This window comes from Streptomyces sp. NPDC002206 (genome assembly GCF_053593595.1).
Window position 1 is genome coordinate 499,775 of record NZ_JBSFCW010000001.1, and the last position, 22,168, is coordinate 521,942.

The following is a 22,168-nucleotide window of genomic DNA, read 5'->3' on the forward strand; positions in this document are numbered from 1 at the left end:
ACGTACGCAGGAGTCCCGAATGACTCTACGCGCATAGAGGGTGGATACGGGTGTGGCCCTCCCAACGGACGGGAGGGCCACAGCAGTTCTACTTCAGATGGTCCGGGCCGAAGGCCTGCGGCAGCATCTCGTCGAGCGTGCGGAGGCCGTCCGGGGTCTCCAGGACGAGCTCCGGTCCGCCGAACTCGTACAGCAGCTGCCGGCACCTGCCGCACGGGACCAGGATCGCGCCCGTCCCGTCGACACAGGTGAAGTGGGTCAGACGGCCGCCGCCGGTGGCGTTGAGCTGCGAGACCAGGCCGCACTCGGCGCACAGGCCCAGTCCGTACGAGGCGTTCTCGACGTTGCAGCCGACCACCGTGCGGCCGTCGTCGACGCGCGCCGCGACGCCTACCGGGTAGCCCGAGTAGGGGGCGTACGCCCGGGACATGGCGTCGCGGGCGGCGACGCGCAGGGCGTCCCAGTCGACGTCGGCGGCCGCGGTCACTTGCCCTGGCCCTTCCGGTACCGCATGCCGTCCGCCTTCGGCATCCGCAGCCGCTGCGCGGAGAGCGAGAGGACGAGCAGCGTGACGATGTACGGGGTGGCGCTCACGAACTCGGTGGGCACCGTGTCCGTGGCGAGGTACCACACCAGCACGGCTGCGGCGATGACGGCGCTGGCCGCGCCCTGGACGAAGCTCTTGCGGTAGAGCTTCCAGGCGGCGAGCACAGCCAGCACGACGAACAGCAGGAGCAGCAGTGCATGGACGGACTCGCCGCCGTTGCGCAGCTGGAGCGCGTCGGCGAAGCCGAACAGCCCCGCGCCCATGGCGAGTCCGCCGGGCCGCCAGTTACCGAAGATCATCGCGGCGAGACCGATGTATCCGCGGCCGCCGGTCTGGCCCTCGTTGTAGATGTGCGAGGTCACCAGGGAGAGGAAGGCACCGCCGAGTCCGGCCATGCCGCCCGAGATGATCACCGCGATGTACTTGTAGCGGTAGACGTTCACGCCGAGCGATTCGGCGGCGACCGGGTTCTCGCCGCAGGAGCGCAGCCGCAGCCCGAACGAGGTCTTCCACATGACGAAGAAGGTCATGACGAAGAGGGCCGCGGCCAGGATCGTCAGCAGCGACACATTGGTGATCAGACCGCCGATGACACCGGCCACGTCGGAGACGAAGAACCAGTGATGCTTCTCGATCGAGTGCAGCCACTCCGACAGGCCGGGAATCGTCACCGAGGTGATGTCGTCGGCCGGCGGTGACTGCTTGGGGCTGCCGCCCTTGGCCGCCGCCTCACCCGTGTTGAACCAGAGCTTGGCGAAGTAGGTGGTGAACCCGAGCGCCAGGATGTTGATGGCGATACCGGAGATGATGTGGTCGACGCCGAAGGTGACGGTCGCGACGGCGTGCAGCAGTCCGCCGAGCATGCCGCCGATGACCCCGGCCAGCACACCGAGCCAGGGGCTGGTCTGCCAGCCGGCCCAGGCGCCGAAGAACGTGCCGAGGATCATCATGCCTTCGAGGCCGATGTTGACCACACCGGCCCGCTCGGCCCACAGGCCGCCGAGACCGGCGAGCCCGATCGGCACGGCCATCGCGAGCGCCGCGCTGATCTGCCCGGCAGAGGTGACGTCCTGCGCGCCGGTGATGGCGCGCACCGCGGACAGCGCGAGCAGCGCGCCCGCGACGATCAGCAGGACGACGGGGAAGGAGAGGCGGGTGCGGCCGCTGCCACCGGAGACCTTGGGGGCCGCGGGCGGCGGGGTGGAAGTCGCCGTGGCGGTCACGCCGACACCTCCTGCTGGTCGGAGTTACGGGCGGCCTGTGCGGCGAGTTCCGCGCCGACCTTGCTCTGCTGGCGCTTGAGTCCGTAGCGGCGGACGACTTCGTACGCGATGACGACGCACAGGACGATGACGCCCTGGATGACGCCGACGATCTCCTTGTCGTACCCCTCGAACTCGAGCTTTCCGGTGCCGCGCTCCAGGAAGCCCCAGAGCAGCGCGCCGAGCGCGATGCCGATGGGGTGGTTGCGGCCGAGGAGGGCGATGGCGATGCCGGTGAAGCCGATCCCGATGGGGAAGTCACCGCTGTACTCGTAGCTTTCGTTGAGCAGCGTCGGCATACCGACCAGGCCGGCCACCGCGCCGGAGATCAGCATCGAGGTGACGACCATCTTCTTGACGTCGACACCGCTGGCCTCGGCCGCGGAGCCGGACTGGCCGACGGTACGCAGATCGAAGCCGAACCGGGTGCGCGAGAGCGTGAACCAGTAGGCGATGCCCGCGACGACCGCGACCACGATGAAGCCCCAGACGGGCGTCGGGGTGGTCGGGAACTCGAAGAAGTGCGAGGACTCCGGGAGCGGGTTGGTGGAGATCTTCGTGCCGGCCTCGTCGAGGTGGCCGAGACGGCCCTGCTGGAGCAGATAGCCGATGATGGCGGTCGCGATGGCGTTCAGCATGATCGTCGAGACGACCTCACTGACGCCCCGGGTGACCTTGAGGACACCGGCAATACCGGCCCACATCGCGCCGACGATCATCGCGGTGAGGATGATCAGCGGGATCTGGAGGGCGCCCGGCAGGGTCAGCGCGCCACCGACGGCGGCGGCGAAGAAGGCGGCGAGCCGGTACTGGCCGTCGACGCCGATGTTGAAGAGGTTCATCCGGAAGCCGACGGCCACCGCGAGACCCGCGAGGTAGTACGTCGTCGCCTTGTTGAGGATGTAGACCTGGCTGTCCGACTTCACGCCGTAGTCGAACATGATGCCGAACGCGCTGAACGGTTCCTTGCCGGTGGCGGCCAGCACGAGGGCGGTCACCAGGAACGCGACCACGATCGCGAGTAGGGGGGCCGCGATCCCCAGGAGCAGCCGCTCCTTGTCGAACTTCTTCATCGGTCCTCTCCCCCGTTCCGGGGGTCGGTGTCGGCGGAGTCCGGACCGGACTCCGCATCCGTACCGGACTCGGCCGGCGCCTCGAGATGGCCGCTGGCCGCTCCCGTCATCGCCGAGCCGAGCTCTTCCGGGGTGATGGTCGCCGGGTCGGCGTCCGCGACCAGCCGGCCGCGGTACATGACGCGCAGGGTGTCGGAGAGCCCGATCAGCTCGTCCAGGTCGGCGGAGATCAGCAGCACCGCCAGACCCTCGCGACGCGCCTCGCGGATCTGGTCCCAGATCTGCGCCTGCGCGCCGACGTCCACGCCCCGTGTGGGGTGCGCGGCGATCAGCAGCTTCGGGGCGTGGCTCATCTCGCGGCCGACGATCAGCTTCTGCTGGTTGCCGCCGGAGAGCGAGGCGGCGGTGACCTCGATGCCGGGGGTACGGACGTCGTACTCGCGCACGATCCGCTCGGTGTCCGCGCGGGCGGCCTTGAGGTCGAGGAACGCGCCCTTGCTGTTGGGGCGCTCGGTGACATGGCCGAGGATGCGGTTCTCCCAGAGCGGGGCCTCCAGCAGCAGTCCGTGCCGGTGGCGGTCCTCCGGGATGACGGCCATGCCGTCCTCGCGGCGCTTGCGCGTCGGCGTACGGGAGATGTCGGCGCCGTCCAGGGTGAGCACCCCGTGGTCCAGGGGACGCATGCCCATGATGGCGTCGACCAGTTCGGACTGGCCGTTGCCCTCGACGCCCGCGACGCCGAGGACCTCACCCTTGTGGATGGTGAAGGTGATGCCGTCGAGCACGGCACGCACCACCCCGTCCGGGTCGGTGGCGGTCAGCCGCAGGTCATCGACGGTGAGCATCGGCGTGTCGGTGACGGTCGACTCGCGGGTCTCCGGCGACGGCAGCTCGCTGCCGACCATCAGCTCGGCGAGCTGCTTGGTCGTGGTGCTCGCCGGGTCGGCGGTGCCCACCGTCGTACCGCGCCGGATCACCGTGATCTCGTCGGCGACGGAGAGGACCTCGCCGAGCTTGTGCGAGATGAAGATGACGGTCAGACCCTCGGCCTTGAGCTCGCGCAGGTTGTCGAAGAGTGCGTCGACCTCCTGCGGCACGAGGACGGCGGTCGGCTCATCGAGGATCAGGGTGCGGGCGCCGCGGTAGAGGACCTTGAGGATCTCCACACGCTGACGGTCGGCGACACCGAGGTCCTCGACCATGGCGTCCGGGCGGATCCCGAGACCGTACGCGTCCGAGATCTCCTTGATCCTGGCGCGGGCCCGGTCGCCGATCCCGTACAGCTTCTCGGAGCCGAGGACGACGTTCTCCAGGACGGTGAGGTAGTCGGCGAGCATGAAGTGCTGGTGCACCATGCCGATGCCGCGCGCGATGGCGTCACCCGGGTTGTGGAACGAGACCTGCTCGCCGTCCACCGCGATGGTGCCTTCGTCCGGCTTCTGCATGCCGTACAGGATCTTCATCAGAGTGGACTTGCCGGCGCCGTTCTCGCCGACGAGAGCGTGGACGGTACCGCGACGCACGGTGATGTCGATGTCGTGGTTGGCCACGACCCCGGGGAACCGCTTGGTGATGCCGCGGAGCTCCACGGCATGGGGACTGCTGGACGCGTTGATGACGCACTCTCCTTGGCAGGAGCGGAGGGCGGAGGCGGTGGAGGCGGTGGGGGGCGAAAAAAGGTACCGCGCCCGGCGGACGCTACGCGCGTAGCGCCACCGAATCGTTGGCCACCCGATAGCAGGTGGCGGACGGTGTGCGTACGGCTACGGAGACGTGCTGTCGAAGGCCGTACGCGAAATCGGGGCCCGGGCGAGCAACCGAAGCAGCTCCCCCCGGGCCCCGATCGACGGGACGGATCAGGTCGTGGTCTTGACCGTGATCGTGCCGTCGACGATCTTCTTCTTCGCCTCGTCGAGCTTGGCCTGGATGTCCGTGAGGTGGTCACCCGTGGTGGTCAGCGAGACGCCGCCCTTGGCCAGGGAGTACGTCTGGACGCCGGTCAGCGGCTTGCCGTCCTTGACGGACTTGATCAGGTCGTAGACACCGGCGTCGACGTTCTTGACGACCGAGGTCAGGATCGTGTCCTTGTACTTCGCCAGCGCCGGGTCCAGGGCCTGGTCGGAGTCGACACCGATGGACCAGGCACCCTTCTGGCTCGCGACGGCCTCGATCGCACCGGCACCGGAACCGCCCGCGGCGGCGAAGATGACGTCCGCACCCTTGTCGAGCATGCCCTTGGCGGCGGCCTTGCCCTTGTCGGGGCTACCGAAGCCGGACAGGTCCGAACCGGTGGACAGGTACTGGATCTGCACCTTGGCCTTCGGGTTCGTGTCCAGGACACCCTGCTGGAAGCCCGCGGCGAACTTCTTGATCAGCGGAAGGTCCACACCGCCGATGAAGCCGACCTGGCCGTCCTTCGACTTCAGCGCCGCCGCGACACCGGCGAGGTACGAGCCCTGCTCCTCGGTGAAGACGATGGAGTCGACGTTCTTCGCGTCGGAGACCGAGTCGACCAGGCCGAAGTCGACCTTCGGGTACTTCGGGGCGATCTTGTCGACCGCGTCCTTGTACGCAAAGCCGATCGCGACGACCGGGTTGTAGCCGCCCTCGGCGAGCGACTCCAGACGCTGCTCGCGGTCGGCCGGGGTCTCACCGTTCTTGGCGGTGAGCTCCTTCGTCTGGGCCTTGAACTCGGCCTTGGCCTTGTCGAGACCGCGGGCAGCGGAGTCGTTGAACGAGTTGTCGCCACGGCCGCCCACGTCGAAGGCCATGCCGATCTTCATCTGGCCCTTGTCGGAGGGACTGGTGCTCTCCTCGGACGAGCTGCCGCACGCGGAGGCAGTGAGCGCGAGAGCGGCGGTGACAGCACATGCAGCAGTGATCTTGGATACCCGGCGCAAGGGAAGGCTCCTTCAAACCTGACCGAAGCGCCTCTTCCGGCGCTGGTTTCGCCGCGATCGTAACGCGCGTAGATGTCAGATAAAGCCCTGTACGGAAGCCGTTATCGGATCGTCGCGAACCAGCGGTGACCTGTCCGGTTACGAGCGGTTACCGTCGAGCAAAGCCGCGGCGGTGAACAGCTCCACGCCAACAGTGATCGCCTCCTCGTCCGCATCGAAGTCTCCGCGGTGCAGGTCAAGATGCCGGGTGTCTCCGGGCGTACGCACGCCGAGCCGTGCCATGGCCCCCGGAACGTGCTCCAGATACCAGGAGAAGTCCTCCCCGCCGAGGCTCTGCTCGGTGTCCTCGATCGCATACGATCCGCGGCGCCCGGCCATGGCGGCAGCCAGCAGCTCGATCGTCCCCGGGTCGTTCACGACCGGCGGGACCCCACGGACGTAGTTGATCACAGACTTGGCCCGGTACATTCCGGCCACCTCGTCGATGGCGGCATGGACCAGATCAGGAGCCTCCCGCCACGCCGCCAGATCCAGGCAGCGGACCGTCCCGGACAGTTCGGCGTGCTGCGGGATCACATTGCACGCGTGCCCGGCCACCAGCCGCCCCCAGGTGACCGCGAGCCCCCAGCGGGCGTCGACCCGGCGGGCGAGCAGCGCGGGCACCTCGGTGGCCACCCTCGCGGCGGCGGTGACCAGGTCGGTGGTCAGATGCGGACGGGCGGTGTGACCGCCGGGGCCGCCCAGGGTGACCTCCAGCCGGTCGCAGGCCGAGGTGATCGGCCCGGCCCGCAGCCCGATCCTCCCCACATCGACCCTCGGGTCGCAGTGCACCCCGATGATCCGCCCGACGCCCTCCAGCACCCCGGCCTCGATCGCATCGGCCGCCCCGCCGGGCAGCACCTCCTCGGCCGGCTGGAAGATCAGCCGCACGGGGTGCGGCAGCAGCCCCTGCCGGTCGAGCTCGGCGAGGACGAGCCCGGCGCCGAGGACGGTCGTGGTGTGAATGTCGTGTCCACAGGCATGTGCCCGGTCGGGGACGGTGGAGCGGTAGGGAACGCCGGTCTTGGTGTCCGGAATGGGCAGGGCGTCGATGTCCGCACGCAGGGCGAGCATGGGCCGCGTGTCGCCCGCCCGTCGCCCATCGCCCCTGTCCGAGCTTCGCGCCCCTCCCGATGTGCCCACGTCGCAGATCAGCCCGGTCCCGGTGGAGAGCACCCGGGGTTCGAGCCCGGCCTTCTCCAGCCGGGCCTTGAGGGCCGCGGTGGTACGGAACTCCTGGTTGCCGAGCTCGGGGTGCATGTGCAGATCGCGCCGGAACGCGATCAGCTCTGCCCGCAGGGGTTCGGGCAGCGTGCCGGGCAGGGAGGCGTCCTCGGGCAGCTCGGGATCGGACTCGCGGGACATCAACTGGTTCACCTGGTGAAGGGTAGGCCCCTTGCCCCCTCAACTGACCACAGATCAACAAAAGTTCAGCCGCATAGAGGAACAAAATACGGCGTCGGAGCGTGTGCCGTGAGATGGAGGTGGGTAAACTCACCCGCTTTCCCCCGAAGGCGTGCGCCGCGACCCGCCGGTCGGTCCGGACTCCACACGGCTTACGCTGCGTCGCCGGCCCGCTCGGTTCGAGTGCGTCGTACACAGGAGCGGTCCCTGGGCGGGGCCGCGGGACGAGGGGGGCCTCGACGATGCTCGACACCTTGGACCAGAGCGTTCAGCCGTGCCCGGAGTGCGGAACAGAGATCCCGACGGACCCCAGGTTCGTCGTGTGGTGCGCCGCCTGCGACTGGAACATGGACCCGGGAGAGCCCGAGGAGACTACTGGGCGGCTGGAGCGGCTGCGGCGCAGGCTGGCCCGGCAGCACGGGGAGAAGCTGCTCACCGAGGTGACGGCCGGTGAGACATTGCGGCCCCGACGCGATGGCGCCAGTGTCCTGGCCTACACCATCGCTCTGGCCGTCCACGGCGCTACGGCTGCTCTGGTCCTCGCCGGAATCCTGCTGGTGGTACTCGGCTGGGGCAGCGCGCTGCCCCTGGTGGGCGCGGTTCTCCTGGGCATCGCCTGGCCCCTGCGACCCCGCTTCGAACAGCTCCCCGACGACGAGCCGGTGCTGTACCGCGCCGATGCGCCCGAGCTGTTCGCCCTGATCGCCGAGGTCGCCGAGGTCGTCGGCACGGCGGGGGTGCACGCGGTTGTCGTGACCGTCGACGTGAACGCGTCCGTGAGCACGTACGGACTGCGGCAGCGCCGGCGGATGGAGATCGGACTCGGTCTCTGGGAGATCCTGACGCCGCAGCAGCGGATCGCACTGCTGGGGCACGAGCTCGGCCATTACGCCAACGGGGACGCCCGCCACGGGCTGATCATCGCGAACGCACTGCGCTCGCTGACCACGTGGTGGTATCTGCTGAGCCGGATCCCGCAGCCCACCCTTGGCGAGGTGGCGCTCAACGCGTTGTATCTGCTGCCCCGTTGCGTGGTCCAGGGTGTCCTGATGCTGCTCGACCACCTGACGTTGCGCGCCACGCAGCGCGGCGAGTACCTGGCCGATTCCTTCGCCGCCCGAGCCGGGTCCACCGAGGCGGCCGTGGGGCTCCTGGACCGCCTGCTGGTCGGCGGCTCCGCCACGTCCGCGCTGCTGCGCGAAGCCAACACCAAGCAGATGGCACGGTCCGGGAACCCGGCGCGCGAGGATGCCTGGCGCGGCCTGTGGAAGCGGCTGGCCGCCCACATGGACTCGCTCCCGCAGAGCGAGTACGAGCGTCAGCGGCGCTGCAGCGCCCTGCGGGGACACAGCGTCGACACGACCCACCCGCCGACCCACCTGCGCCGCGCCTGTCTGCTCACCGGGGCTCCGACGGCCGCCGAGGTGGTCGCGGCTCCCGAGCGGCAGGCTGCTCTCGATGCGGAACTGGCCGAGGCCCGAGAGACATTGGCGCGCGAGATCCTCAACGGCCGTTAGCGCAACGGGCGTCGGTCCGGCGGTCGAACCTCTTCACGTGCACGCGGATCACGCCGCGTCCCGGCATGATGGCGCCATGCATGACTTCGACTTCCTCTTCGGCACCTGGGACGTGGCGAACCGACGCCTGTCCGAACTCTTCACCGGCTCCACCGCATGGGACGAATTCCCGGGGCACGCGGTGATCCGCCCGGTTCTCGGCGGCATGGGCAACATCGACGAGATCCACTTCCCCACCAAGGATTTCCGTGGGGTGACGCTGCGCCTCTACGACCCTTCGTCGGAGCAGTGGAAGCTGCACTGGGCCGACACCACGACCGGTGCACTGCTTCCCCCGGTGACCGGCGGCTTCACCGACGGACGCGGCGATTTCCACGGCGACGACACCCACGAGGGGCGACCTGTCCGGGTCCACTTCGTCTGGTCGGACATCACGGAGGACTCCGCCCGCTGGACCCAGCGGTTCTCCGCGGACGAGGGGGCGAGCTGGGAGACGAACTGGACGATGGACCTCACCCGCACGGGGCGGTAGCGCCTGTCGCTGCCGGTCCGCCGCCCCGGGAGCCGCGCATGGAGGGCAAGTGCCTGCTCGAAAGTGGGTGGCTCCGGCTTTTTCGTGGCAGCTGAATGAAGCGTCCCGCGCCCTCCGGCACGAAACGGGGCAGTGCGTCGGGCAGCAGTGCGCCGTTGATCGAGGACAGGGTCGTGCGCCTCGGACGCCCCGCCGGCGGCTAGGCCTCCGTGACCGCCGTCGCCCGCCACGGGGCCAGCCGCTGTACGTCGCGCGCCGTCTCCGTGACTCCGCTCAGGAATCCCTGCGCGCGCGGCGACGCCGTGTCCCGCAGCCATTCCGGGGCGATGTCGCAGACCGCGACCTTGACCTCCGTGCCGACCAGTGCGAGTGGCAGTGTGTGGACGACCGTGGACGGGAAGCTCAGAACCGTGCGACCGATCGGGCCACGGCGGGCGATGAGTTCCAGAGGGAGGTCCGGACGGACGATCTCCAGGCCGGTGGCGGCTTCCAGGGCGTGGAGTTTGTCGGCGGACTCCCGGCGATGGGCGAAGTAGCGGGTCGCTCCGTGGGTCCGGGCCAGGGCGGAGACCGCCTCCAGGTACTGCTCCTGGTCGATGACGCCCGTCTCGACCAGGGATGTGCCGACCAGGTCCGCGCCCCGGGTGAGCAGCGGCGGACCGAAGCGGGCACGGGTCCAGGCGAAGGTGTTGGGGGTGACCGTGATGCCGGCCGGAGCCTCGACCGGCATCGCTGTGAACACCTCGACCGTACGGGTCCTCGACGGGGTGAAGCGGCGACGGGCGGTGGCCGTGACCGGAGCCAGGACCAGTTCGCGCGCGCCCGACCTGCCACGCCGGTGCCAGCGCACCAGCCGTTCGCCGCGCGCCATTTGGGCGACGAACTCCATCGTGGCCGTGCCGTCGTCGACCACCGTGAGGCGTCGGGCGCGGACCATCGTGAGGAGCAGCTGCACATAGCGGGAGAACGGGTCGCCGATCACGATCCGGTCCGCCCTGCGCAGCAGTCCCGTCAGTTCGCGCAGGGCCTTCAACGGCGCACCCGCACCGCCGCGCGCCTCCTGCCAGCGCACGGTGGCGCCCTCGTCGCGGGCCAGCTCCGCCATCCGGCGCAGCTGACCGCGCGACATCGGGTCGACCGGGGGGAGGACGACGACCGTCATGTCCGAGCGGACCAGGTCGTCGCCTCCCTCTGTGTAGGCCCACTCCAGGACGTTCAGGAGCTGGACCGGGCTCTCGACGAAGGCGAGGTTCACCGGTCGGCCCGTCAGACCGCGGCCGGCTCGGCGGCCGGGGCCGCCTCGATGTTCTCGGCGACGACGCCCGCGACGCGGCGGAGCTTCTTCATCGGGCCGAGCTCGGACTCGTACACCTTCTTGACACCGTCACCGAGGGAGGCCTCGATGGTGCGGATGTCGCGGACGAGGCGGGTGAGGCCCTGCGGCTCGACCGAGGCGGCCTGGTCGGAGCCCCACATGGCGCGGTCGAGGGTGATGTGACGCTCGACGAACGCGGCGCCGAGGGCGACGGCGGCGAGGGTCGTCTGGAGGCCGGTCTCGTGGCCGCTGTAGCCGATCGGGACGTTCGGGTACTCCTGCTGGAGGGTGTTGATGACGCGCAGGTTCAGCTCCTCCGCCTTCGCGGGGTACGTCGAAGTGGCGTGGCAGAGCAGGATGTTGTCGCTGCCGAGGACCTCGACCGCGTGCCGGATCTGGCGCGGCGTCGACATGCCGGTGGAGAGGATGATCGTGCGGCCGGTGCCACGCAGCGAGCGGAGCAGCTCGTCGTCGGTCAGCGAGGCCGAGGCGACCTTGTGGGCGGGGACGTCGAACTTCTCCAGGAAGGCGACGGCCTCGGTGTCCCACGGGGAGGCGAACCAGTCGATGCCGCGCTCGGCGCAGTGGTCGGAGATGGCCTGGTACTCGGCCTCGCCGAACTCGACGCGGTGGCGGTAGTCGATGTACGTCATCCGGCCCCAGGGGGTGTCGCGCTCGATGTCCCACTGGTCGCGCGGGGTGCAGATCTCCGGGGTGCGCTTCTGGAACTTGACGGCGTCACAGCCGGCTTCGGCGGCCACGTCGATCAGCGCGAGGGCGTTGTCGAGGTCACCGTTGTGGTTGATGCCGATCTCGCCGGTGATGTAGACGGGCTGACCGGGGCCGGCGGTGCGGGTGCCGAGGGTGCGCAGGCGGGAGGTGCTCATGGGGGTGTTTCCTTACTTGGTGGTGGTGTTGTTGGTGGGGGTGGACTGGTGGTTTGTGAGGCTGGGGCCGAGCAGCCACGCCGCGATTTCGCGGATGGCGCCGAAGCCGCCGGGGGTGGTCGTGACGGCGCGCGCGGCGGCGCGTACCGAGTCGTGGGCGCTGGCGACGGCGACGGGCCAGCCGGCGAGGGCGAAGCAGGGCAGGTCATTGACGTCGTTGCCGACGTAGAGCACCCGCTCGGGCGCGATGCCCTGCTCGTCGCACCACTGCTTGAGCGCGAGGTCCTTGCGGTCGATGCCGTGCAGGACGGGGATCCTGAGCTTGTTGGCGCGGGCGGCGACGACCGGGTTCTGCTCGCTGGACAGGATGAGGAGGTCGAGCCCGGACTTGCGCAGGGCCGCGATGCCCAGGCCGTCGCCGCGGTGGACGGCGACGATCTCGCGTCCGTCGGCGTCGATGAGGACGCGGTCGTCGGTCTGGGTGCCGTCGAAGTCGAGGACGACGGCGTCGATGTCGTCGCGGGTCGGCAGCGGCGACGGGTCGAGGAGCGGCGCGAGGGCGCGGGCGCGGGCCAGGTCGTGCGGGTCGTCGATCTCCAGCACCCGGGCGGGGTCGGTGCGGACCAGCGCGGTGTCGCCGAAGAAGCGGTGGCGGTGGGTACGGAAGCCGGCGACGTTCATCGCATACGCCGCGCCGGTCTCCAGCAGGTCCTCGGGGCGGTCCTGCCGCATCTGCCGGACGCCCTTGTCGTGGTTGACGCCGTAGGCGTGGTCCTCGACGGCGGTGCCGTCGCGCCATATGAAGCCGTGGAAGGGGGCCACGGTGACGGCCGTGTCGGCGCCTTCGTGGGCGACCGCTGCGGCCACCCCGTCGATGTCCTCGCGCGTGATGAACGGGCTGGTGCACTGGACCAGCAGCACCACGTCGACGGTGCGGTCGTGCATCGCCTCGTACGTGTCGAGGGCGTGCAGCACCGCGTCCTCGCTGCTCGACCTGTCGCCCGCGATGGCCGCGGGACGCTGCACGCAGTGCAGCCGCCCGGAGGCCCCCAGCGCGTCACCCGCGGCCCGTGCGGCGGCGGCGATGACCGTGTCGTCGGTCGTCACGACGACGTCGGTGACCTCGCTCGATCCGAGACAGGCCTGCACCGCGCGGGCGACCAGCGGTATACCGCCGACCTGGGCGATGTTCTTGGCCGGGACGCCCTTGGATCCGCCGCGTGCGGGGATCACGGCGAGCACGGTCGGGGTCGGGGTCATCTCTGCTCCTGAAGTGGTGTTCACAGTTCGCCCATCCGCCGGATCACGGGGGCGACCCGCTGGACTCCCTGCCGGTACGCCCCCCGCGCCGCCTCCCGAACGGCGTCGCGGACCGCGCCCCGCACCCCGCCGGTCTCGCGCGGCGCCGCGGCGCCCGGCAGCGGGTGGCCGTCCGGGGCCAGGTGGTGGCGGGCGAGGATGCCGGGGAGGTAGCCGGGGGCGGTGGCGGGTGTGTAGTACGGCGTGAGGTCGGGAAGGCGGTCCTCGGCCAGCAGCGCGTCGACGCGGGCGCGAGCGGTGTCGTAGGCCGTGTCGTACGTGCCGTCGGCGGCGACGCCCTGGCCGGCCAGCCACTTCTCGTCGGGCTCCGGGTGGGAGCCGCCGTCGAGCCGGTCCCACGAGGTGAGCAGGCCCGAGCCGATGAAGTGGTGGTTGCCGAGGGTCTCGCGGACGCCGAGGTCGGTGAGGATCGCGGTCGGGATGCGCCGGTGAAGGGACTCCAGCGCGGCGGTCGAGGAGACCGTGACCAGCAGGTCGGTGCGGTCGAGGACCTCGCCCATGTGCCCGTACACCAGGCTGAAGTTGGGCGGCAGCCCGCCGGGAAGCTTCGCCGCGAGCCGCTGGTACGGAAGTTCTTCGATGTGCGTGGTGTGCTCACCCGGCTTGGAGCGCAGCTTCAGCAGCACCTCGCGGTCGGGGTGCAGCCTGGCGTGCTCGACGAGCCGGCGCAGAAGGTACGTCCGGTCGGCGCGGGAAGCCGGTACGGAGGGCTGGGCTGCGAACACGACCGTGTCGCGGCCCTCCTGCGGCCGGTGCGGCGCGCCGCCGAGGAACGGCAGTGCGGCCTCTGTGACCGCCGAGGCATCGGCGCCCACTCCTTCGTACACCGCGCGGAAACGCTCCGCGTCGTGCCGGGAGTTGGCGAGGACGACGTCCGCGCCGTGTCGCAGCAGCAGCCCGTCGGCGAGCTTCTCGTAGACGACACCGACATAGCCGGTGACGACGACGGGCCGGGCGGCCTGCCGCAGGGCGGCGAGGCCGTGCAGCATCGCCTGGACGGCGCCGCCGACCAGGGCGAGGACCACCAGGTCGTACCCCTCGTTCCGCACGGTGTCCAGGAACTCGACGGCCGTCACCTCGCGCACCCGGCCGGTCTCGATCCCGACGTCGCCCACCTCGGCGAGCTGGCGCGGGGTCGGAGTGGCGCGGCCGCGCAGCAGCAGTCCGCTGATCTCGACCGGTCGGTCCGCTGCCCGGGACGCGTCCGGGGCCCCGGTGGTCAGGCGGCGCGCGGTGAGCGCGCCCCATTTCCACCGGGTGTCCGAGTCGGCGAGTACGGCTACCCGGAGCGCCGTCGTTTTGCTGGTACGTGGGGGCACGTCCTAGAAGTTAGGAAGACATTTCGATTGGCGGCCCAACGTGACGGCAACAGCTGGTTAACAGCCCGCCGACTGTTGGCGAATCAGCTCCACAAATGCCCCGTAATCCTCTCGGATTTGGACCGGTTCATCATTCCGACATTCGTCGTTCACCTGCCGTCCCCCCTGGGTCCAGGGCAAATGACGAGCGCCCCCCTAGCGTGTGAAGGGTGGTTAAGCTCTCCGTAATCGTGCCGTTCTACAACGTGCAGACATACGCCCCCGACACCCTGAGAAGCCTGCGGGCCAACGCCCGCGAGGACTTCGAATTCATCCTCGTCGACGACTGTTCGACCGACGGGACCGCGGACATACTCCGCCGCGCCGAGGACGAGATTCCGGGGGTGGTCGTACGCAGACACAAGCAGAACGGCGGACTGGCCACCGCCCGGAACACCGGTCTGGACGCGGCCCGCGGCGAGTACCTCGCCTTCCTGGACGGCGACGACTGGCTCGTCCCCGGGTTCTACACCGACCTGCTCGCCCGTACCGAGGCGCTGGGCTGCGACTTCGTCCGTACCGACCATGTCCAGGCCGACGGCAGGACCCGTACGGTCCACCGCGTCCCGCACGGCCGCAGGGGCGAGGTCATGGACCCGCGGGACGCGATCCTGCCCGCCGGGCGCACCACCTCGGTCGACTATCCGTACGCCTGGGCGGGCCTCTACCACCGCCGGCTCCTGGACCGCGGGCTGCTGCACTTCACGGACGGTCTGCGCACCGCCGAGGACCGGCCGTGGATCTGGCGGCTGCACCGCGAGGCGGATTCCTTTGCGGTGCTGGGGCTTCTCGGCATTTTCTACCGGCGTGGCATCGCCTCGTCACTGACCCAGATCGGCGACGTGCGTCAGCTCGATTTCATCCGCTCATTTGACCAAGTCGTACGGGAAACAGCGGCGGACCGGGATGCGCAGGCACTCCTGCCGAAAGCGGTCCGTACCTATTGCGCGATCATTTCGCATCACATGAGTTCGATGGAAAGGTACGAACCTTCTGTGGCCCGTGCCCTGAAATCGATGAGCGCCGGAGCGCTCAAGCGGATGCCGCAGGACGTGCTGGACGACGCCCTCGACTCGATGGACCTGCAGCGCGCGACCCTGCTGCGCCGGCTGCGCCGCCGGCCCGTCACCGCGAAGGAGGTGGCGGCCGCATGAGCAGCAGCCGGACCCGTACGACACAGATTTTCTTCGCCTCCACCCTCTACGGCGCGGCCACGCTCGCCGCCGCCCTGGACGCGGGCGTCTTCGCGGACGCCGACCGCCGCATCCTGCTCGTCTCGAACAACGCGGCGATCCCGGAGACGACACCCGCCGTCGACGCGATGCCCGGGTTCGACGCGCTGCGCGGCCGGTTCGACGACGTCGTGTCGTGGAACGCGACCATCGCCCCCCATCACCCGAGCGGCTGGGCCCCGCGCCCCGACGACGTGCCGCTGTGGGAACGGCATCTGCGCCTCGCCTGGGGACTCGGCGACGACGACATCGAGCTTGCCATCGAGTCGATCCAGGTCAACCCGGCGATGGCGATCGCCGAGATCTTCACCGGCGTACCGATCGATGTGTACGCGGACGGGCTGATGAGCTACGGCCCGACCAGGAACAAGATCGACCCGCTGATCGGCACCCGGGTGCGGCGGCTGCTCCACCTCGACCTCGTGCCGGGGCTGAAGCCGTTGCTGCTCACCGAGTTCGGCGTGGCGTCGCAGATCGTGCCGACCGAGGCGTTCCTCAAGGTGCTCGGTGAACTGGGCGACACCCACGATGTCGCGGCGAGCGTGCCGTCCGTGGACGCGCCCGCGCTGCTGCTCGGCCAGTACCTCTCCGCGCTCGGCCTGATCAGCGCGGCGGAGGAGGAACAGCTGCACCTGCGGATGATGCGCGGCGCGGTCGGACTCGGCCATACCCGCCTGGTGTTCAAGCCGCATCCGACGGCCCCGGCCCAGTGGTCGCAGGCGATGGAGACGGAGGCGGCGAAACTCGGCGCGGAGCTGACCGTGCTGGACTCGGGGGTGCTGACCGCGCCGGTCCTCGCCGAGGTGCTGTACCAGCGGATACGGCCGGCGCTGGTCGTCGGCTGCTTCTCGACCGCGCTGCTCACGGCGTCCGCGTTCTACGGGCTGCCGGTGGCACGGGTCGGTACGGACACTCTGCTGGATCGGCTGTCCCCGTTCGAGAACAGCAACCGGGTTCCGGTCACGCTGGTGGACGCGCTGGTGCCGGACCTCGGCGACCGGGGCGCGGTCACGGAAGCCGTTGCGGTGGCACCGGCCGAGTTGAACGAACTGATCACCGCGGTCGGCTTCACGATGCAGCCGAAGATCTATCCGGAGCTGCGGCCGGCCGCGGAGCGGTACCTCTCCGCCCATCTCACGGCCACGACCTGGCGCTACTTCAAGCGCAAGCGGCTGACTTCGCTGGGGCTGCCCGGCGGGGTGCCCGCGCAGTTCGCGTTCCTGCCGCGGAATGCCGCGGTGCGCCGGGTCGCGCGGCGGGCGAAGTCGTTGCGGCGGGTTGTGCGACGCTAGCCGGCGCGGCCACCGGTGACCGGGCCGGCCGACCGGGGCCGCCGGCTCCTCACTCGCCGGACGGGCTCGGTATTCGCGCCCGCCCGGCGAGCTTCGTACCGGTCCGGCGAGTTTCGAGCCCGACCGGCGGCCGAGGGCAAAAGGGGGGCGGGGTGCCTGGTCGGCGCCCCGCCCCCCTTCGTCGCGCCGTCAGCCGCGCACACCTCCCTGGATCACTCGGAGGTCGGCCGCGTTGGCCTCGGTGACCTTCCACAGTTCCTGCTGCCGCCCGTGCACATCGGCCACCGCCGCCGCATGGTCGTCCAGCAGCCCGGCCGCCCGCTCCACGAGCCGCGCCCCGAGGTGCCGGTCATGGACGGAGATACCCCACTCGGGCCGTTCGATGTCGGACAGGAAGTACGCCATCTTCGGGTGCGAGATCAGGCTGATGATCGGCGTACCGCAGCCGAACGGGATCATGCCCGCGTGCCCGCGCATCCCGATGACCAGCTTGGTCCGGGCGTACGTGGACCGGATCTCGTCGTTCTCGAAGTCGTACATCGGGATCACCGGCAGCGCGATGCCGTGCTCGCGACGCAGGTCGAAGGCGATGCGCTCGTCGTCCAGCGAGTGGGCCACGCACTGCACCTCGGCGCGCTTGCCGAGCTCCTTCACCGCGGTTGCCATCTCGGCGAGGAAGTGCGCGTAGTCGTGGCCGAAGCGGAGCCCGGACCGGTCGTACGCGGCGTTGATCAGCACGGTGTTCTCGCGCTGTACGGGGTCGCTCCAGCCGTCCACCAGCTGCCGGGTGACCGTGGTCGGGCAGGGCTGGAAGCGGACCTTGTCGTGCAGCGACGTCGGCAGCAGCTCGCGGACCTTCTCGATCGAGCCGTGGTTGCGCAGCCCGAAGAACGAGGCACGCTCCACCAGCTTCCGCAGCGAGGAGAGGAACCGGTCCCGGCCGTGGCCGTACGCCTGGCCGTCGAAGGCGTTGAACCCGACCGCGTACACCATGACGGGTACGTCGATCCGCTCCAGCAGTTCGTCGGGGACGTTCCACTGCCAGCCGCTGTTGCCGTTCGGCGCGGTGTCCGGGATGAAGAGGCCGCCGCCGCCGATGACCAGTCCGCGGCGGGCGTTGACCCGTTCCAGTGCGGCCTCGTCGAAGAGCCGGTGGGCGTGGACGGAGTGCCAGCGGGCCGGGCCGGTGTCGCGGCCGAAGGCCAGCCGGACGCTCTCCGGGAGCAGCTTGTCCCCGGCGTTGCCCTGCCGGTCCATGTAGAAGGCGACGTGCGCGAGCTGCTCGGCGGCCGGTCCCTCGGCGGGGGCCGCAACGTCCTTGGTGCGCAGGTACATCAGCCGGTTCGCCCGGTGGGTCGGGTCGACGCCGAGCCCTTCGAGGGCGTACTGCGCGGCGGTGGCGTCGTCGCCGTGGATCCAGGCGATCTGGGCGAGGCGCGAGAAGGCGGTCGCGGCCCGGTTGGGGGCGGCGCTGGCCAGCAGGAGCTGGGCGCGGGCCTCCTCGTAGCGGGAGACGCTCATCAGTGCGTGGCCGAGCACCTCGTGCGACCAGGCCTCGTCGACGGGGATCCGGACACCGCCGAGCAGGTCGGCCGCCTCCTGGTACTCACCGGCGCCGATGTGCGCGGCGGCGACCCGCCGGGCGCTCTCGGGGTCGGCGGTGCGCCGGACGTGCGCGGTGCCGTAGTGCACCAGCAGGTCGTGGTGCTTGGCGCCGGGCAGCGCCAGGTACGCGGCGTGGAACTCGGCGTCGGACAGTTCGAATTCGCGCCAGCGGTCCTCGGCCTGGGCGTAGCCGGCCTCGCCGCCCTGCCAGGGCTTGTGCCGGCCGGTGAAGTGCAGGATCGCGGTGGTGTCGGGCACCGGGAGGTCGCCGGAGAGCCGCCGCTTGACGAAGTTGTAGCGGGCGTCGAGCTGCACGAAGTCACCGTCGAGCACGGCGTTCAGGATGCCCTGGTCGTGCTTGTCGAGTTCGTACGTGCCCTTGCGGCCGACCTCGTCGATCTTCGCGCAGAACTCGTCGCTCAGATACTCGCGCTGGATGACCAGCAGCCCGCTGTTGAGCTTGTGCTGCCCGTAGAAGAACTGCGGAACGGCGGCAAGACCGTCGCGCAGCGTCAGCAGGTCGCCCAGATCGTCGAGGACCACCATGTCGGTGTCCAGGGTGATCACGGTGTCGTAGTCGCGCACCCGGAAGACGTCGAGGATGAAGTACGCCTTGCGCACCAGGTAGTTGTCCTGGTCGCCCTTGGCGTACGTGTCGTAGTGCGCGGCGTCGACCCGGCGGAAGTCGATGCGCGGGTGCAGCGCCCGGATCTGTGCGACCGAGGCGGGCCGCAGCCCGTCGTGCAGGACGATGAAGTCCTCGCAGACCGCCGGGTTGGACAGGGCGAGGCTGCGCAGCAGGGCGAGGAAGCCGGGCAGATAGTTCTCGTCCACGAAGCTCGCGAAGGCGACGCGGCGCTTGCCGGTGAGTGCGTTCGCGGGGGCGGGGGCCTGTGGTGCGGGCGCGTCGGTCGTAGGGGGCGTCGTCGTCATCGCAGTCGGATCCTCATATCGGTGACGCTCTGGGCGCGTTCCATGACCCACGCCTTTTCGCTGGTGTACTCGTGCACGGAGGTGATGGGCATCTTCATCGCGGCGGGCAGCCGGTAGGCGCCGCTCTCGTAGAAGTCGAAGCCGATCAGGTCGAGCTGCGGGCTGACGTCCAGGTAGTCCAGCAGCCACAGCATGTTGAAGCCACTGGTGGGGATGGCCGGCCAGACATCCGCGCCGACCTTGCCGATGTCGCGCAGCGGCCAGCGCAGCGATTCGTCGCCGAGGTACTGCTGGGCGCCCGGCACCAGCCGGTTGCGCAGCGAGTACTTCCAGTCGCCGGAGACGCCACCGAAGACCAGCCGGGTGTGGACCTTCTGGTCCCAGTTGAAGCCGTGCTTGTGGATGGTGGCGTGGATGTCGGTGCGCTTGCCGGTCGCCGACGGGTCGATCTTGTACGAGTTGAAGCGGACGACCAGGTCGTACGCGTCGATCTCGGCACCCATCGAACCGGTCCCGACACGCTGCGAGTTGGCGATCAGGCAGATCGACTTGCCCGCGATGCGGTTACGGAACTCGCCGAGCGTGGTCCATTCGACGCCGCCGAAGGTGGGGTCGGCGATCGGGCCGCGCATCCGGGTCCGGCGCTGCTCGGCGTAGAGCGCGATGAGGTCCGTGAGGAGGGCGAGATCGTCGGTGCCCGCGTTGCCACGGGGGCTGCCGCCGCTGCCCGCCGCGCCGCTGACCTCCAGCGCGAGGCCGAGGTATTGGCCCAGGGCCTCCTGGATCTCCGGTACCGGCGCACCGACCCGGTCCTGGGTCAGGAGTGCGCCGATCAGCCGGGGCCGTGCCTCGTTCCAGTCCCCCCGCCCGTGCAGCGCCAGGCCCTCGGCCCAGGACTCGGTGACGGACCGGCCGGCGAAGGCCGCGGCCTCGGGGCAGTCGCGCTCCAGCTTCCGCAGCAGTTCGCTCTGGCGCTCCGCGCCCACCCGCAGCCCGGCCGTCTTCGCCGCGACCCCGAAGCCGTCCTCGTCGGTGAGGTCGAGGTAGTGCCCGTACGCCTCGACTGCGGCGGTCTCCGCGCCCATCGCCTCCAGCGTCCGGGCCCGCAGCCGCCAGCCCGCCCGGGAGCGCTTGCGCTGGGTGAGCACGGTGTCCGTGATGAGGATCGCGAGCTTCAGCTCGTCCTCGTAACCGCAGTCCAGCGCCTTGTTGCCGACCGCGAGCAGCGGGTCGAGCAGCTCGTCGCCGAGCACCAGAGCGGCACCCGAACCGCCCTTGGCGGTGCGCCGCAGCAGCGGGATCGGGGAGGCCCCGGAGGACGTCTGCTCCATGGTGGCGTGGGTGGCCAGCAGATTCCGCAGGGCCTCCGCGAGCGCCGTACGCCGCCGGTCGAGCCCTGCGACCAGCTTCCCGCTGTGCGCGGCGCAGGCGCGCAGGCAGGTCTCCAGTTCCGTCGGCCGGACCGTGGCGAGGTGGGACGTACCGCCTTCGGGCGGGAGCGAGTCCTCAGCTTCACGCTGCCGTGGCCAACGGGTGCGGGCTTTCGTCATGGCGCTCCAAGCGTCTGGTGCCCGTGGGGGGTAGGGGCATATGGAGGGGTACTGATGTTCGGCAACCGTTTGGGGTTCCGTAGCACGCTAAGAAACCTGAACGGCCGGAAGATGAACTCGCCCTGTCAGCACGGGAAACTGATCCCCTCTCGTCCGTTTCGGGGCCTCGGAGCGCCCTAACCTGACCCTTCGCCACCGTGGGAAGGGAAGGCCGTGACCATCACTCCGGAGAATCCGGGCAGGACCCTCGAGCGGGTTCTCACCGCCCCGACGCCGGTGCCGGCGCCACCACGCCCGTCGTCATCGCCGCCCCGGGACCGTCGGCCGGCGCGTGCCAGGCCCCGGCTGCGCGCTCTGGACGGGCTGCGGCTGGTCGCCGCGCTGATGGTCGCCGCGTACCACTACGGCGGCCGGGGCGGCGACATCACCAAGGCGTGGGGAACCTCCGCCGCCTCCCTGTTCCCCACTGCCCACACCTGGTTCGCCTACGGCTGCCTCGGGGTGCAGATCTTCTTCGTCATCAGCGGCTTCGTGATCTGCATGAGCGGCTGGGGCCGCTCTCTGGCCTCGTTCTTCGCCTCCCGGGCGGCCAGGCTGCTGCCCGCGTACTGGGCGGCGGTCCTGCTGGTGACACTGGTCTTCGCGCTGCCCGCGGTGGCGTACAAGGCGGTCTCCCCCAGCGACGCGCTGGTGAACCTGACACTGCTGCAGCAGCCACTGGGCGTGGACCGGGTGCTCGGTGTGTGCTGGACGCTGTGGGCGGAGATCCGCTTCTACGCCCTGTTCGCCGTGTGCGTGGTGCTGCCGGGGGCCAACAGGCGACGGATCGTGCTGTTCTGCGCCGCGTGGACGCTGGCCGCGGCGCTCGGCAAGGCATCCGGCGAGCCGCTGGCCGAGGTGGTCCTGATGCCCGAGTACGCCCCCTTCTTCATCGGCGGCATCGGGCTCTACCTGATCCACCGCAACCGGCGGGACGCCACGGCCTGGGGCATCGTCGGAGTCAGCTGGCTGCTCGGCCAGCATTACGCCGTGGCCGCTCTGTGGCACCCAGCGGGCCCGCACGACTTCTCGTACCGCTCGTCGCCGGTCATCATCGCGATCGTGACCGCCGGCTTCGCCGCGGTCGCCGCGATCGCGCTCGGCGCCCTCGCCCGCTTCGACCGCCCTTGGCTGACAGTCGCGGGAGCGCTGACGTACCCCTTCTATCTCGTCCATGAACATCTGGGGTGGGTGGCGGTGAGCGCGTTGCACCGGCGGCTCGGCATCCCGGCGGGGGTGACGGCGGTGCTCACGGTGGTGCTGATGCTGGCGCTGGCGTGGCTGCTGCACCGGTACGTGGAGCGGTGGTGCACCCCGCTGCTGCGCAGATCCCTGACGGGCGGGGCGGGCCGCCCGGCCTGAC

General features: G+C 70.2%; 17 protein-coding genes. 5 read left to right on the top strand and 12 right to left on the bottom strand.

What is annotated here, in order from left to right; all coding sequences use genetic code 11:
- Positions 1–88: 88 nt before the first annotated feature.
- The 6 genes from ACWCP8_RS02335 to ACWCP8_RS02360 all read right to left on the bottom strand — a co-directional run bounded on the left by ACWCP8_RS02335 (position 89) and on the right by ACWCP8_RS02360 (position 7,186).
- On the bottom strand, positions 89–487 hold the full coding sequence (locus ACWCP8_RS02335; RefSeq protein ID WP_352267778.1) for a cytidine deaminase: 399 nt from the start codon (positions 485–487) through the stop codon (positions 89–91).
- On the bottom strand, positions 484–1,770 hold the full coding sequence (locus tag ACWCP8_RS02340) for an ABC transporter permease (protein ID WP_352267779.1): 1,287 nt from the start codon (positions 1,768–1,770) through the stop codon (positions 484–486). The genes ACWCP8_RS02335 and ACWCP8_RS02340 overlap by 4 nt, the downstream gene beginning before the upstream one ends.
- A complete protein-coding gene (locus ACWCP8_RS02345) occupies positions 1,767–2,882 on the bottom strand; it encodes an ABC transporter permease (RefSeq protein WP_352267780.1) in 1,116 nt (371 codons plus the stop codon). The genes ACWCP8_RS02340 and ACWCP8_RS02345 overlap by 4 nt, the downstream gene beginning before the upstream one ends.
- Positions 2,879–4,471: an ABC transporter ATP-binding protein gene (locus ACWCP8_RS02350; protein ID WP_352267781.1), complete on the bottom strand. Its 1,593-nt coding sequence runs from the start codon at positions 4,469–4,471 to the stop codon at positions 2,879–2,881. The genes ACWCP8_RS02345 and ACWCP8_RS02350 overlap by 4 nt, the downstream gene beginning before the upstream one ends.
- Before the next feature lie 267 nt (positions 4,472–4,738).
- Entirely contained in the window at positions 4,739–5,782 is a 1,044-nt protein-coding gene (locus tag ACWCP8_RS02355) for a BMP family lipoprotein (RefSeq protein WP_352267783.1), read from the bottom strand.
- A 138-nt stretch (positions 5,783–5,920) separates the two neighbouring features.
- Positions 5,921–7,186: an amidohydrolase gene (locus ACWCP8_RS02360; protein ID WP_352267912.1), complete on the bottom strand. Its 1,266-nt coding sequence runs from the start codon at positions 7,184–7,186 to the stop codon at positions 5,921–5,923.
- Positions 7,187–7,467: 281 nt separating this feature from the next.
- Here ACWCP8_RS02360 and ACWCP8_RS02365 point away from each other — a divergent pair, with 281 nt between their 5' ends.
- Both ACWCP8_RS02365 and ACWCP8_RS02370 read left to right on the top strand, forming a co-directional pair.
- A complete protein-coding gene (locus tag ACWCP8_RS02365; protein WP_451113942.1) occupies positions 7,468–8,742 on the top strand; it encodes a M48 family metallopeptidase in 1,275 nt (424 codons plus the stop codon).
- Positions 8,743–8,818: 76 nt separating this feature from the next.
- Positions 8,819–9,274 (top strand): hypothetical protein, encoded by a 456-nt coding sequence (locus ACWCP8_RS02370; protein WP_355995751.1) that lies wholly within the window; start codon positions 8,819–8,821, stop codon positions 9,272–9,274.
- A 199-nt stretch (positions 9,275–9,473) separates the two neighbouring features.
- Here the strand turns inward: ACWCP8_RS02370 and ACWCP8_RS02375 are convergent, their stop codons facing one another.
- From ACWCP8_RS02375 to ACWCP8_RS02390, 4 genes are read right to left on the bottom strand one after another with little or no spacing between them, the layout of a single operon-like run.
- A complete protein-coding gene (locus ACWCP8_RS02375) occupies positions 9,474–10,529 on the bottom strand; it encodes a hypothetical protein (RefSeq protein WP_352267786.1) in 1,056 nt (351 codons plus the stop codon).
- Positions 10,530–10,540: 11 nt separating this feature from the next.
- On the bottom strand, positions 10,541–11,476 hold the full coding sequence (locus tag ACWCP8_RS02380) for an N-acetylneuraminate synthase family protein (protein ID WP_451113943.1): 936 nt from the start codon (positions 11,474–11,476) through the stop codon (positions 10,541–10,543).
- A gap of 12 nt (positions 11,477–11,488) precedes the next feature.
- The gene (locus tag ACWCP8_RS02385) at positions 11,489–12,736 is read right to left on the bottom strand and encodes a cytidylyltransferase domain-containing protein (RefSeq protein ID WP_451113944.1); all 1,248 of its coding nucleotides are present in this window, start codon (positions 12,734–12,736) and stop codon (positions 11,489–11,491) included.
- A gap of 20 nt (positions 12,737–12,756) precedes the next feature.
- Positions 12,757–14,115, bottom strand: coding sequence for a DUF6716 putative glycosyltransferase (locus ACWCP8_RS02390; protein ID WP_352267789.1), 1,359 nt, complete (start codon positions 14,113–14,115; stop codon positions 12,757–12,759).
- 209 nt (positions 14,116–14,324) lie between these two features.
- On the opposite strand from ACWCP8_RS02390, the gene ACWCP8_RS02395 reads away from it, so the two are divergent.
- Both ACWCP8_RS02395 and ACWCP8_RS02400 read left to right on the top strand, forming a co-directional pair.
- Complete coding sequence (locus ACWCP8_RS02395) at positions 14,325–15,308, top strand: glycosyltransferase family 2 protein (protein ID WP_352267791.1); 984 nt, start codon at positions 14,325–14,327, stop codon at positions 15,306–15,308.
- Positions 15,305–16,678, top strand: a complete 1,374-nt coding sequence (locus ACWCP8_RS02400; RefSeq protein WP_451113945.1) for a polysialyltransferase family glycosyltransferase — start codon at positions 15,305–15,307, stop codon at positions 16,676–16,678. Before ACWCP8_RS02395 ends, ACWCP8_RS02400 begins: the two co-directional genes overlap by 4 nt.
- 189 nt (positions 16,679–16,867) lie before the next feature.
- Here the strand turns inward: ACWCP8_RS02400 and ACWCP8_RS02405 are convergent, their stop codons facing one another.
- Positions 16,868–19,216, bottom strand: a complete 2,349-nt coding sequence (locus ACWCP8_RS02405) for a glycosyltransferase (RefSeq protein WP_451113946.1) — start codon at positions 19,214–19,216, stop codon at positions 16,868–16,870.
- A complete protein-coding gene (locus ACWCP8_RS02410; RefSeq protein WP_451113947.1) occupies positions 19,213–20,766 on the bottom strand; it encodes a hypothetical protein in 1,554 nt (517 codons plus the stop codon). Before ACWCP8_RS02410 ends, ACWCP8_RS02405 begins: the two co-directional genes overlap by 4 nt.
- Before the next feature lie 213 nt (positions 20,767–20,979).
- Between ACWCP8_RS02410 and ACWCP8_RS02415 the strand changes: the two genes are divergently transcribed.
- On the top strand, positions 20,980–22,167 hold the full coding sequence (locus ACWCP8_RS02415; protein ID WP_451113948.1) for an acyltransferase family protein: 1,188 nt from the start codon (positions 20,980–20,982) through the stop codon (positions 22,165–22,167).
- The last annotated feature ends 1 nt before the right edge of the window (position 22,168 follow it).

What these genes read in the sequence shown, in the direction of transcription:
- ACWCP8_RS02360 (WP_352267912.1), bottom strand. Translation starts at nt 7,186, where the DNA reads ATGTCCCGCGAGTCCGATCCCGAGCTGCCCGAGGACGCCTCCCTGCCC.
- ACWCP8_RS02380 (WP_451113943.1), bottom strand. Translation starts at nt 11,476, where the DNA reads ATGAGCACCTCCCGCCTGCGCACCCTCGGCACCCGCACCGCCGGCCCC.
- ACWCP8_RS02410 (WP_451113947.1), bottom strand. Translation starts at nt 20,766, where the DNA reads ATGACGAAAGCCCGCACCCGTTGGCCACGGCAGCGTGAAGCTGAGGAC.
- ACWCP8_RS02345 (WP_352267780.1), bottom strand. Translation starts at nt 2,882, where the DNA reads ATGAAGAAGTTCGACAAGGAGCGGCTGCTCCTGGGGATCGCGGCCCCC.
- ACWCP8_RS02370 (WP_355995751.1), top strand. Translation starts at nt 8,819, where the DNA reads ATGCATGACTTCGACTTCCTCTTCGGCACCTGGGACGTGGCGAACCGA.
- ACWCP8_RS02405 (WP_451113946.1), bottom strand. Translation starts at nt 19,216, where the DNA reads ATGACGACGACGCCCCCTACGACCGACGCGCCCGCACCACAGGCCCCC.
- ACWCP8_RS02400 (WP_451113945.1), top strand. Translation starts at nt 15,305, where the DNA reads ATGAGCAGCAGCCGGACCCGTACGACACAGATTTTCTTCGCCTCCACC.
- ACWCP8_RS02385 (WP_451113944.1), bottom strand. Translation starts at nt 12,736, where the DNA reads ATGACCCCGACCCCGACCGTGCTCGCCGTGATCCCCGCACGCGGCGGA.
- ACWCP8_RS02365 (WP_451113942.1), top strand. Translation starts at nt 7,468, where the DNA reads ATGCTCGACACCTTGGACCAGAGCGTTCAGCCGTGCCCGGAGTGCGGA.